This window comes from Petrotoga miotherma DSM 10691 (assembly GCF_002895605.1).
In the GTDB taxonomy this organism is placed as follows: domain Bacteria; phylum Thermotogota; class Thermotogae; order Petrotogales; family Petrotogaceae; genus Petrotoga; species Petrotoga miotherma.
The window spans coordinates 1-12,760 of the sequence record NZ_AZRM01000028.1 but is presented as its reverse complement, the minus strand read 5'-3'; the positions used below and the strand labels follow the sequence as shown (position 1 = coordinate 12,760).

The 12,760-nt window shown below is 31.8% G+C and carries 14 protein-coding genes; 2 read left to right on the top strand and 12 right to left on the bottom strand.

The genetic code is table 11. From position 1 onward, the window contains the following. Positions 1–64: 64 nt before the first annotated feature. The 12 genes from X928_RS06180 to X928_RS06125 form a co-directional block, all read right to left on the bottom strand. A complete protein-coding gene (locus tag X928_RS06180) occupies positions 65–901 on the bottom strand; it encodes a mechanosensitive ion channel family protein (RefSeq protein WP_103078955.1) in 837 nt (278 codons plus the stop codon). A 14-nt stretch (positions 902–915) separates the two neighbouring features. Next, complete coding sequence (locus tag X928_RS06175; RefSeq protein WP_103078954.1) at positions 916–1,614, bottom strand: 16S rRNA (uracil(1498)-N(3))-methyltransferase; 699 nt, start codon at positions 1,612–1,614, stop codon at positions 916–918. 6 nt (positions 1,615–1,620) lie between these two features. Further along, positions 1,621–2,895 (bottom strand): serine--tRNA ligase, encoded by a 1,275-nt coding sequence (gene serS / locus X928_RS06170; protein ID WP_103078953.1) that lies wholly within the window; start codon positions 2,893–2,895, stop codon positions 1,621–1,623. Positions 2,896–3,041: 146 nt separating this feature from the next. Continuing rightward, positions 3,042–3,260, bottom strand: coding sequence for a DNA-directed RNA polymerase subunit omega (locus X928_RS06165; protein WP_103078952.1), 219 nt, complete (start codon positions 3,258–3,260; stop codon positions 3,042–3,044). A 25-nt stretch (positions 3,261–3,285) separates the two neighbouring features. Further along, positions 3,286–3,894, bottom strand: a complete 609-nt coding sequence (gene gmk / locus X928_RS06160) for a guanylate kinase (RefSeq protein WP_103078951.1) — start codon at positions 3,892–3,894, stop codon at positions 3,286–3,288. A 1-nt stretch (position 3,895) separates the two neighbouring features. Next, positions 3,896–4,183, bottom strand: coding sequence for a DUF370 domain-containing protein (locus X928_RS06155; RefSeq protein WP_012207955.1), 288 nt, complete (start codon positions 4,181–4,183; stop codon positions 3,896–3,898). 113 nt (positions 4,184–4,296) lie between these two features. Next, the gene (locus X928_RS06150) at positions 4,297–5,181 is read right to left on the bottom strand and encodes a YicC/YloC family endoribonuclease (protein WP_103078950.1); all 885 of its coding nucleotides are present in this window, start codon (positions 5,179–5,181) and stop codon (positions 4,297–4,299) included. Positions 5,182–5,221: 40 nt separating this feature from the next. Beyond that, positions 5,222–6,355: a cysteine desulfurase family protein gene (locus X928_RS06145; RefSeq protein ID WP_103078949.1), complete on the bottom strand. Its 1,134-nt coding sequence runs from the start codon at positions 6,353–6,355 to the stop codon at positions 5,222–5,224. A gap of 13 nt (positions 6,356–6,368) precedes the next feature. Next, positions 6,369–7,727: a sensor histidine kinase gene (locus X928_RS06140; RefSeq protein ID WP_146026642.1), complete on the bottom strand. Its 1,359-nt coding sequence runs from the start codon at positions 7,725–7,727 to the stop codon at positions 6,369–6,371. After that, positions 7,687–8,361, bottom strand: coding sequence for a response regulator transcription factor (locus tag X928_RS06135; protein WP_012207951.1), 675 nt, complete (start codon positions 8,359–8,361; stop codon positions 7,687–7,689). The genes X928_RS06140 and X928_RS06135 overlap by 41 nt, the downstream gene beginning before the upstream one ends. Before the next feature lie 113 nt (positions 8,362–8,474). Then, positions 8,475–9,821 carry a hypothetical protein gene (locus tag X928_RS06130; RefSeq protein ID WP_103078947.1) on the bottom strand — a complete coding sequence of 449 codons (1,347 nt, stop codon included), beginning with the start codon at positions 9,819–9,821 and terminating at the stop codon, positions 8,475–8,477. A gap of 53 nt (positions 9,822–9,874) precedes the next feature. Continuing rightward, entirely contained in the window at positions 9,875–11,398 is a 1,524-nt protein-coding gene (locus X928_RS06125; protein WP_103078946.1) for a hypothetical protein, read from the bottom strand. 114 nt (positions 11,399–11,512) lie between these two features. Here X928_RS06125 and X928_RS06120 point away from each other — a divergent pair, with 114 nt between their 5' ends. Beyond that, on the top strand, positions 11,513–12,103 hold the full coding sequence (locus X928_RS06120; protein ID WP_103078945.1) for a DUF2179 domain-containing protein: 591 nt from the start codon (positions 11,513–11,515) through the stop codon (positions 12,101–12,103). A gap of 122 nt (positions 12,104–12,225) precedes the next feature. After that, entirely contained in the window at positions 12,226–12,696 is a 471-nt protein-coding gene (locus tag X928_RS06115; RefSeq protein WP_103078944.1) for a YbhB/YbcL family Raf kinase inhibitor-like protein, read from the top strand. Positions 12,697–12,760 lie beyond the last annotated feature (64 nt).

Below are 12,760 nucleotides of genomic sequence, written 5' to 3'. Positions count from 1 at the left end.
AGTTGTGTAAGGCTGCAAAATTAAGAAAGGCGGTTTTCACCGCCTCTTTAAAAATTTGTATAATTTAAATTTTTTCTTTGTTTTGGGTTATTTCAGTGGGAACTTCTTTTATGTGAAGGTCTAATTGGTTGAAAGGTATCTCGACTTTATTTTCTTCGAATTTTTGTTTAATCGACTTTGCTACATCCATCGACGAAGCAAGGAAATTTTCTTGTTTTGCCCAAAACCGTACAATAAAGTTTATAGAAGAATCGGCGTATCCATCGAAAAGAATCATTGGTTGATGGTCATCATCTATATGCACTAATTCAGCTGATCGTACTGCTTCATCTATTATGTTTATTACCTTGTTCAGATCGGATGAATAAGATACTCCAACTTTTACCTCGTTTCTTCTTATGGTGGTAGGCCAATAATGAATGATCTTGCTTGACCATACTTCTCTACTAGGAAGATGAACTCTTCTCCCATCCCATGTTCTTATGACCACGTGGTTAACGTTTATCTCTTCTACTGATCCAGATATTCCATTTATTTCCACAGCTTCACCATCTACTACTAAATGGTTCAACATTATTAAAAATCCACAGATTAAGTTACCAAGAGGTTCTTGTACAGCAAAGGCGACTATTATACCACTTATACCTAACCCAGCCAAAAAAGCGCTAAGGTTGGTAAAAATAACAGAAATAATGATAAAACCACCTAAGGTATACATAGCTATGTTCAATATTGTCATTAAAGATTTCCTGTATTGAAGCGTTACTCTACCGCTTTTTTCTGCTGTGGTTATTATGATTTTATACATAAGTTTAGCCAAATACCTAGCGATAAAGAGGATTGCGAGACTAATTCCAATTCTTATTAAATAATTGATCGTTGTTTGAAGCCATTCTGGCATTTTAACTACCCCCCTTAAATAAATAATCTGTTGTATTCATAGTTAATGATACTCATTGCATATATAACAGAAGTTTCAAAACGAAAGATACTTTTACCCAAATTAACAGTTTTGAATTCGTTTGTAGCAAAAAATTCTTTTTCTCTTTTTGAAAATCCATACTCTGGACCAACAACTAAGTTTATTTTTTGGCTACCTTTTAATTCTTTTAAGACTTTTCTTAAATTATCATTTTTTCCATCTAAGTCCAGTACTAGAGTGTCTTTCTTAGGAATTTCCTTGAATTTTACAAAATTAATTTGGGGAATATGGGCAAAAACAGTTTGTTTAGAAGTTCCTATTATGGACCTTTGAAACTTGTTCAAATTTTTATAATTTATATCTGATTTTTCCCCTCGGTAAAGATAAAAAGTATTCGCCCTTAATTCAACCATTTTTTCTAATAGCAAATGCATTCTATCCCATTTACTCATACCCAAATATACTGATACATATGGTTTGTAATTTTCTTGTGGTTTTTCTTTGTCTATAATTTCAAGGATCGTTTCTTTTTTACCTATTTTTACTATTGTTGCAGTATATATAAAGCCATCTCCCGTTATTACTTTTATTATTTCCCCTTCGACTTTTTTTGTTATTTTTATGTGTGCGGTTTCTTCTTTGTTTAAAATAATTTCTTCATTTATTTTTTTGCCGTAAAACGTATTTGGCATTTATAATCAACCTATGAACTCTTTCCCCATGTAAGGTATGAGTTTTTCAGGAATTTTTATCTTCCCATTAGCTGTTTGATAATTTTCCATTATAGCTACTAAAGTTCTTCCCACTGCTAATCCTGAACCATTTAGTGTGTGAACAAAATTTAACTTGTTTTCTTTGTCTCTGTACCTTATGTTGCCTCTTCTTCCTTGAAAATCTTTTGTATTTGAACATGATGATATTTCTTTATAATCATTGTAACTAGGCAACCACACCTCCAAGTCATACGTTTTGGAAGCTGCAAAACCTAAATCTCCGGTACATAGAGCAACCACTCTATATGGTAAATTCAATTGTTGTAGCACCTTTTCTGCATGACTTGTTAATTCTTCTAATGCTTGGGAGGATTCTTCGGGAGTAGTATACCAAAATAATTCTACTTTATTGAATTGGTGTTGTCTGATCATTCCTCTTACGTCTTTTCCATAACTACCGGCTTCTCTTCTGTAACAGGGTGTATAAGCAACATATTTTAAAGGGAGTGAATTTAATTCTAAGGTTTCGTTTCTGTGTAAAGCTGCCAGAGAAACTTCCGCTGTAGAAATAAGGTACATTTGATCCAAAGAAGTTTTATATAGGTCATCTTCGAATTTCGGTAGTTGTCCTGATGAAGTTATACTTTCTTTTGTAACTAGATGAGGAGGTAGTATAAAGGTGTAACCGTGTTCTTTTGTATGTAAGTCGATCATGAAGTTGATTAAGGCTAACTCTAAACGCGCTATGTCTCCTTTTAAAATGGTGAATCGAGATCCGCTTAGTTTAGCTGCCCTATCAAAATCTAAGAGGTCTAATTCAGTGCCTAAATCCCAATGAGCTTTTGGTTCAAAGTCAAATTCTCGTGGTTTTCCCCATTTTCTTAATTCAAGATTTTCGTTTTCATCCTTTCCAATGGGTACAGTGCTGTCAGGGATATTAGGCACACATAATAATTTGTAATTTAAATTGTCTTCAATGTTTTTCAAGTCTGATTCTAGATTTTTTATTTGATCTGATATTTCCTTTCCTTTTCTAATTATTTCATCGGCTTCATCATTTTTCTTTTGGGCTTTCAATTTAGCAACTAATTTTGAATTTTGATTTCTTTGGGCTCTAAGAGTTTCGGTTTGTTTCAACAATTTCCTTCTCTCTTCATCGAGAGAGATGATTTCATCAATGATAGAAGTTTCGTTGTTTCTTTTTGTTAAAGCTTCTTTTATTTCTTGTGGATTCTCTCTGATATATTTTAAGTCTAACATTTTACCCTCCCGAAATGAATGTTTTAAAAAGTTCTAAAAATTGATTTAGCGCCCCTTCGCCCTGCTCCCCACCCTTTAAGGATAAAGAAGGATTAACCCTTTCACCTCTGTCCGCACCCATAAATAATATAAAAGTTAGAATTAGACTATTTACTTAAACTGTCTAATAAAGCCGAATTTTTAACTTGAATCTTACCCTCTTCTAATTCTTTTAAGGAGATTCTTACGTAGTCTTTTTTTTCAGTGACACCTTTCAATTCATCTAAGTTTTTTAGAGTTTCAGCCCTTTTGGCTGCAATAATGGGAATCACATATTTATACTTTGCTCTATTTAATAATCTATCGTAATTTATTCCTAAATTCATTTGATTTCACCTCTTAATTTAAAATTCATAGTTGTTTTTTAAAAAAAAACGGAGCACGTTCATCAAACCTTTCTCTTTTAAGTTGTTCTGCAACAAGGACAGATATCAGTTGATTTGTTGATTCTTTTATTTCCTGGTTTACGATTATGTAATCGAAATCTTTCATATGAGAAATCTCCCATTTTGCGTCTTTCAGCCTTATTTCCAGAGAGTCTTTTGATTCGGTACCTCTTTTTTTTAGCCTTTTTTCTAGATCCTCATTTGAAGGGGGTAAAATAAAAATGTATATGGCGTTCTTATAAATTTTTTTAATGTTTAGAGCTCCTTGAACATCGACATCTAAAACAAGGCCTCGGCTTTCCTTTAACTTTTTCTCAACGAATTTTTTGGATGTGGCATAATAATTTCCATGAACCTCAGCCCACTCTAAAAATTCTCCATCTTCTTTCATTTTTAAAAAAGTACTTTTATTTATAAAAAAATAATCTTTTCCGTCAATCTCTCCGGGCCTTTTTTCTCTTGTAGTATAGGAAACAGAAAAAGAAAAACCAATAATTTTGTCCAAGGTACTTTTTATAACAGTAGATTTTCCTGCACCGGATGGTCCACTAACGATGTAAAGCAATCCCTGCATGTTATAATACTTCCTTGCGTATTTTGTCTAAAACTTTTTCAATGTCATAATAGTTCTGCAAAAATCTATTGGTAATTGTTTCTGGTTGGATTGCGCTGGCTATAACATGGCCAGAGTCGGTTATTATAAATGCTCTAGTTTTTCTTCCGTGGTTTACCTCTAATAGCTTTCCTTGTTGCTCTGCGATTTCTTTTAACCTTTTTAAGGGTTGAGAAGTAGGGGAAACAATGGCTATAACCCTATCACCAACAACGATATTTCCAAAACCTATGTTGATCAATCCATACATGAAGAGCACCTCCACCAGCAAAAATATTTAGCTTAGATCCATCCTTCCATCAAATATCTTTAATATACAATTTATAAGTAATTCCTAAAATATTTTTAAACACTTACCATAATTTAATGAAGATTTTGAACTTGCTCTCGAATTTTATTAACCAGGGTTCTACCTTCCAAGGAAAGGTTAGTTATATTTAAAATTTTTGACTTGGAGGCGATCGTGTTGAATTCCCTATGCATTTCTTGACAAATAAAATCTAGTTCTTGCCCTATACTGTCGTTATTACTTTCATTTTCCAAGAAATTTTTAAATCTTCTAATGTGGCTTTTTAGCCTGTCCATTTCTTCGCTAATGTCGGCTCTTTCAGCTAATAAGACTATTTCCATTTCTAACCTATTTTCATCGATATTATCAATATTACTAATCAAAGAATTAACATTGTGTTTTACCTGTTCTCTATATTTTTCTTTCATTTGCTGAGCATTTTCTTCTATTTTAATAACAATATCTTCGAGTTCATTCAAATAGCCATTAAGAAAGACTTTTAGATCTTTACCTTCTTCTTTTTGATACTTCAATACCGTTTCGATTACCTCATTTAAAACTTCTTTTATACCTTCCCAAATATCATCGATAGTTTTTTCATCGATGGAAATTTTAACAATATCTTTGAATTTTAACAAATCTTCCAAACTAACATCATCTGCTAGATGTAGTTCGTTGATCAAATTGTTGAGGGCATTGTAATAGGCTTTAGCTAACCCTAAGTCAACATCGATTATGTCGTCTGTTTTCAATAATTTTATATCTATTGAAATTCTTAAGGTTCCTCTTTTGAAATATTTTTTTACAAGATTTTGAATCTTTAATTCTAACGGAGAAAATAAAGGTGAGATTGAAGTGTTGATGTTTAGATTTTTGGAGTTAAGAGATTTTATTTCAACATTATAACTATAATCACCAATATTTTTTGTTGTTCTCCCATAACCGGTCATACTTCTCATATTTTCGCCCCCCCTTATATCTTTATTATACATTAAAAAATCAATAATTCAAAAATTTCAAGACATTTTTTAACTTAATCAAGAATAATTCGGCCTCATTGTCATTATTCAAGTGAGATAAGCTAATTCGGATCATACCACTTGCCTCGTCATTTTTGTATCCCATACTTTCCATTACTCTACTAAAAGATTTAATCTTACTTGAACAAGCCGATGTGGTTGATACATAAATTTCTTCTTCTGAGAGGGCGTTTACAATAATATCTCCTCTTACATTAGGAAAGAAAAAAGCTAACGTATTTGGAACAGAATTTTTTATGGGAGTGACTATCTTTGCTCCCATACTTAATAATTCTTCTGCTAGATGATCCCTGATATTTTTTATATTTGAATTCATCTTATCAAGATTTTCGGTCGATTTTTTCAAAGCCATAGCCGTGCCAATGATTCCTGGTACATTTTGTGTCCCTGCTCGCATCCCATTTTCTTGGGAACCACCTGTTATGAAGGGAAATATTCTTGTTCCTCTACGTTTGTAAAAAATACCTACGCCTTTTGGGCCATGAAATTTATGGGCAGAAAAGGAAGCGAAATCACATTTATATCTATCCAAATCAAAGGGTATCTTACCAATAGCTTGTACAGCATCAATATGGAAGTATGTTTCTTCATTTTTTTCTTTTATGAGTTTGTATGCATCTTCAACAGGTTCTAAGGTACCAACTTCGTTATTTGCAGCCATTAAGCTAACTAGTATGGTATCATGTCTTATGTTTTTTGACAATTCATTTAAATCTATTACTCCTTTATCATTCACATTTATATAGGATACCTCGAAATCCTCCCTTTCTAGTTGTTTGAGTGTGTTAATAACGGCAGAATGCTCTATGGTCGAGGTTATAATGTGTTTGCCCCTATTTTTGTTAGCTTTTGCAACTCCTTTTAAAACCCAATTTATTGATTCAGTAGCACAAGAGGTGAAAAAGATCTCCGTGGGTAAAACTTTAAACACATCGGAAATTTGTTCTCTTGCTTCTTCTAAATCGTTTTCAATATTTACTCCAAATTGATGAATAGAGTTAGGATTTGCATAGTATTTTGTCATATATTTCAAAATCAAATCAGCAACCTCGCTCTCAACAGGAGTGGTTGCATTGTTGTCAAAATAAATCACGTTTTATTCCTCCTTAAATTTGATTCGAAAAAATCAAGGTAAAAGTACTACCTTTACCTAATTCAGAATAAGCTTTTAATTCAATGTCTAAAGCATCAGCTAGTTTTTTTGCTATTGATAATCCTAATCCATGGCCTTTATCGCTTCGAGAAGAGTCCACTTTGTAAAACCTTTCAAAGATGTTTTTTAATTTTGTTTGTTCAATACCAATACCATGGTCTTGTATACTTATACTCTTTTGATCTGGGTCTAATTTTATTGTTATTTCTTTTTGATTTGATGAGTATTTTATTGCGTTTTCAATGAAAATTTTGAGGATTAAAGAGAGATATTCATTAGAACTGTTTACTGTGAAATTTTCTCCTTGTATATCTATTTTGAATTCATTCAATTCTAATTTAAAAAGATTCAGAGTTTCTTCTACTACGTTTTTGATGTCGATACTTTCTTTTTTGATTTGATAATCGTTCTTAGTTAGAAGCAAGAGTTTTTCGACTAGGTCCCTTAAATATTCGTTTGATGCTTCTATACTTTTAAGCGATTCTTCCATAATTTTGGGATCATCTTTCCCCCATCTTTTTAGCATTTTAATGTAACCATTTATAGAAGTTAAAGGTGTTCTCAACTCATGCGAAACGTCGGAAACGAATTGATTTTGTATCTCAAAAGCATTTTCGATTCTGTCCAACATTGAATTTAATTTTTTTGCAAAGATATCAAATTCTTGAGATTTCTGTTCGGATATCCTCTTATCTATGGTATTGGCATCTATTTCAGATATTTGTTCTGCCATTTTGACTACAGGTTTGAGAGTACTTTTTGCTAAAAAATAAGATACTAACAATGATATAAAAAAACCAACCGTTATTATGACAAAAACTGCTTTTTCAAAGTTTTTTAAAAGCGCTGTTAGTTCGAGAGATGGTCCACCGACGATTAAAAGAGATGAGCCAAATATTGGAACACCTGCAAAGATGTAATACATACCATCAGATTCATAAAGATACGGTAACCTAGGAATTTTGAAATTCTCCTTTATCAAACCATATGGGTCTGAAATCAATTGTCCATCTAGAATGACTATCCTGTTTGATAATAAACTTCTCCTCAATACACTTGAATCCTGCATAATTTGGTAAAGCAAATCTAGAGGTTCCTGAGGATTGTTAGCATTTCCCCTATTCAGTCCACTTACATTCAATTGTGCAATATACATGTCGTTGTAACTTTGAAGTGTGAATTGTACAAAAACGATCCTCACTATGCCAACAATTGTCAATACTATACTCATAGTAATGGCTGTAAAAACTATTGTTTGTCTAAAAATTGCACTATGTTTTACTTTCTTTCTCCCTAATAACGTAACCAACACCTCGCACAGTTTCTATATTTTGTGTGGAATCTTTCAATTTTTTTCTTAAATAATTGATGTATACTTCAACTAAGTTGTTGTTCTCTTCATCGTAGTATCCCCAAATCTCTTCTAAGATTTTTTCTTTTGAGACAACTATATTTTTATTGATAGCCAGTAACTTTAGTATGTTAAATTCCGTGAGGCTCAAATGAACATTTTTTTTGTTTACAAGAACTTCCATGTTTTGAGGATAAATCTCAATGTCTCCTACTTTTATTAGTTCTTTAGTTTTCCCCATTCTTTTTAACAAAGCCTCTATTCTTGCCAATATTTCTTCTATTTCAAAAGGTTTAACTACATAATCATCGGCATTTTTTAAACCTTTAACCTTGCTTTCCAACTCTCCTTTGGCTGTGATCATTATTATTCCAATATCACTGTCATAGTCTCTAATTGCCTCAGCAACTTCAAATCCATCTCTTATAGGCAACATTATATCCAATAATATTATATCAGGCTTAAAATTTTCATAGAATTTTAAAGCCTCATCTCCATCTTTTGCTATTTTTACGTTGTAGCCGACATGAGTTAATTCCAACTCTAAAAGTCTTGAGATTGCTTTATCATCTTCTACCACTAGAATTCTAAACATTTGTAATCCTCCCCAAAATTAATGTCTTTAAAAACTTTAATAGCGCCCCTTCGCCCCGCAGCCCACCCTCTATGGAAGGTTGAATAATGGTTTCACCCTTCTGCCCAACACGGTTAAAATTCGAATGATAAACTTATAGTGTGTAAGTGTTGATGAAATAAGTAAAAAAGAAAAACCTTGCTTTTTTGAAAAGGAAAAGCGTACTGAGCTCCGAAATTAAAGTATATAGATGGTTGATTTTCTTTACTTATTGAGAGACCAAATCCTGGATATAAAGATAATTCTGAGGTTTGTTTCTCACCAAGTGTATAAGTTTTTGTAGCCACTAAATCGTAGGTTAGTTCGTTTATATCTACTAAAATACTATTTAGATCTTCTATCTGACTGTTTACCTGAAGAATACCGTAGAGGCCAAAATTATTGAAATCTTCGTAATCGTCTAATAAAAAAGATATATTTATCAGATCTTGCTCGTTTTTCAGTATCGCTCCAATTCTTACACTATCATTCAACGTTGTTTTATATGTAAACTTAAAGATGTTATTGAAGTCAGAAGAGAGATCATAGTAAGATTTGTTGAATTGCAAAGAAATACTGGATAAAATCTCGTTAGAATTAAATTGATAACTTACTCCTAGGATGGTTTTTAGATTCGAGACATTATTTGTTTTTTCTTCGACTATTAGATTTTCTAGATTAAATGTAGATGTAACTAAAATACTGTACTCTCCATCTTTTTCTACCAAATAATAATTGTTAATATTTTGTTTATAGTTAACATCTGCTTCATTTATATCAAAGACTTCATGAAATTCAACTTTCTCTAGATCCGTAAGAAGTGAAAAATTTGATTCTAGGAATCCTATGGCGTCCTTGCTTTCAAGCGGAGAGCTTTTCTGGTTTTTTTCTAAGCCGATTAAGTAATCATAGAGATTTTTTGAAATTTGATGTGAAGATGAATAGGTGATTACTTTGTTTTCTCCTGCGTTTTCATCCAAAAAATTGAAGAAATTTAACATTTCGTACGACAATTCGTCTTTACCAAACAAGATTATACCATTCGAGTTGGGGACTGTTCTGACCCTTTGGTTTAAAAGCATCAAAATTTTTGATATTTTTGTTATTTCTAAACTTTTGAAGTTAATCTCTGTAGCATTTTGTACTGATCCTTGAATTATTAAATCGAAATCTCCCACCAAATACAAATTATTTCCTATTTTTTTGTATTCATAGTCGGTAGAATATAAGACAATATCTAAGGCGCTTTCCAAATCTAATGTATTTATTTCCTTAGTAATTTTATCTGAAGTATCGGCTTTTGTTAGAATAGTGCTTCTACTAACTTCCTCAAGTTTTTCTAGTACTTCTTCAAGCGGTGCTTTGTTAAAATTTAAGTGAATATTTGAAAAGTAAAAAGAGGATGAAAAGACAACTATAATTAATAGTAGAACTTTTTTCAACTTTTAACCACCTTTCTTATTTTATCTATCTATATTTAGTGAGTAATTATCTTTTATCTATCTATATTTAGTGAGTAATTATCAACTTTGATTATCTCGTTGGAAGCAGTACCTTTTCTTGTAACAACCGCTATTAGAATTTTATCTACTCCCAATTCAGTAACTAATTTCTTTGTGAATTCGTTTGTTTGTTCAGGTAATAGCTTTTGTTTGGGTTTTACTATGATTGTGTCCCCAACCTGACTATTTGTAATAGAATTCCATTTTTTTATATGGATATCATAATGAACAGATGAGTTGCCAGTATTTTCTATTTCAAAACTGATTATTATATTGTTATAAAAGTCGTTTAAAATATTATTCTCTTCGATGTATACTTTTGATTCTGAATTATATACATTATCTCCAAAATCTATTGTTACTGGAACATTAATTTTACTCTGAATCGTTGTTGTTCCTTCGTTACTTTCTCCAATTATGGTTAAGTTAGTGTAATATTCACCGGTTAATTCTACCAAATTTGATCTTCGGTAATCTGCTATAAGTTTTGTTTCTAATTCTTGGTATTTTGTTATTGATAATTCCTTAGGTATAATAGATAAATACTTATCGTTTGTTTTTCTATTATAAAAGCTTTGTTCGCTTTCTTCGAATTCAAAATCAAAAAAAACGTTCATATCTAAAAAATCATTATTCACCACATCCAAAGAAAATTCTACCGGAGTGGTGATATACTCCCGAGGGCTCATTTCTTTAGGTACTTTTATATAAATTTGATCTGGATCTGTATTAATGTTAACTATGTTCCTTTCTTTGTACAAATCCTCTGATATCTTGAATTCTTTCTCATAAACGTATTTCCCTTGAAAATAATTTTTATATCCGTAATATATCTCTGCTCTAATCTTGTATTCCTCAGGAGTTAAATATTTTTCAATAAAAATATTACCTTCTTGGTTAGTATGGGGTAAAAGATTTATAGATTGGTCTTTAAAAAGGGACTTTTGAAAAATCAATTGCTCGTCATTCAACTCGTCACTTAATTTATACAAAGAAAAAGTTCCCCAAACATCAACTTCCAAATTGCTATTGTTGGATAATTGCACAGGGAAGAAAGTACCTAATTTATCTTTAGTCGAAAGAACGAGGGTATCACAATACATATCTAAAGAAATTTGGATATTCGAAGTATTTATATCCACAATTTTTATAATAATAGGGAATTTAATTTTAGCAACCTCTGAATCCATTGGTAAATTATCATCAGCCGTAACAGAGAAAGCAAGAATATATGTTCCTTGTGAAATTTTTGAACCTTTAACTAAAAAATCGGCTTTTTTTGTTTCATAGGGAAGTAAGCTAATTTCACTTGGATACGATACTTCAAAAGAGGAATTCTCTAAAAACGGACTAATGTGTATATTAATTTTACTCTCGGAGTCGTTAGTGAAATAAAATGATACAGTCTTTTCTTTGGTATTTACTAGCTCTACAGACTTGAAGAATGAATCAACGTTCAAAGAAAACAGCAAGTTAAAGATAGTGAAAGAAATAAAAAGTAGAATTATTTTTCGCAAAAGCATATCTCCTTTCCTAATTTTATTTATTTTTCTTTCTATTATATCACTTAAATATGATAAGATATTTTGAAGTAACAAAAAATAATCAATATTAAAAGGAGTGAAGATGTAGTGGAAGTTTCTTCTTTTATGGAATCTACCTTTTTTTCTCTAGTAATTTTTCCCATTATAATTTTCGCTATGAGGCTTTGCGATGTAAGTCTGATGACGATAAGGATCATCTTTATCTCGAAAGGTATCAAGTTTTGGGCATCCGTATTAGGATTTTTTGAAATAATTATATGGCTTATAGCTATTTCTCAAGTTATGAATAATTTGGATAACCCTATTTATGCAATAGCTTATGCCTTGGGATTTGCTACTGGAAATTACCTAGGAGCCGTTTTGGAAGAGAAAATAGCTATTGGAGCAAATTTAGTGCGAGTGATAACTAATAAAGAAGCTCAACCTTTAGTTGATTATTTGAATAAAGAGGGCTTTGGAGTAACGAGTATAGATGCGAAAGGATCGAAAGGTCCTGTCAAAATTATATACAGCGTGGTTAGGAGGAAAGATTTAAAAAAGATTATTGATATAGTTAATGAATTCAATCCAAATGCATTTTATTCAATTGAAGAAGTTCGTGGAGTGAACAAGGGGATTTTTCCTTCACAAAACGTCAATTTCAAATTTAGAAATAGATTTACTAGAAAAGGGAAGTAACTTATAAAAGTAGGGGTTTGGTTAAAGACATTAGAAGTGTAGTATTTTTATGATATAATTGTATTGTAGATTTTTAAGACTTTAGTTGCTTTTAAATTATCGGTAGAAGGAGGGATATTGATATGGCTTTAAAAATTTCCTCACCAGTTTTTAAAAATAACGATTATATTCCAAGTACTTATACCTGTGAAGGTAGAAATATCAACCCTACACTGTTAACTGAGGGGATTCCCAAAAGAGCAAGATCTTTGGCGTTGATAATGGACGACCCAGACGCTCCGATGGGAACCTTCGTTCATTGGGTTGCATGGAACATTGAGTTGGTTGATGAAATTCCTGAAAGGATCCCAAAAGAATACTCAGTAACTCATCCTCTTACATTAAATCAAGGGAAAAACAGTGCTCAGCAAACTGGATACATGGGGCCTTGTCCTCCTGTTGGACATGGAGTTCATCATTACCACTTTAAAATTTACGCATTAGATACAACATTGGATTTACCTCAAAACACCACAAAAGAAGACTTATTGGAAGCTATGGAAGGTCATATAATTGAAGAAACAGAAGTTGTAGGTTTGTATAAAAGAGATTAATCTTAGTGAGTGGGGAGAGGAATGAAAGCTCCATTTTCCTTATGGGTGGGGAGCGGGGCGAAGG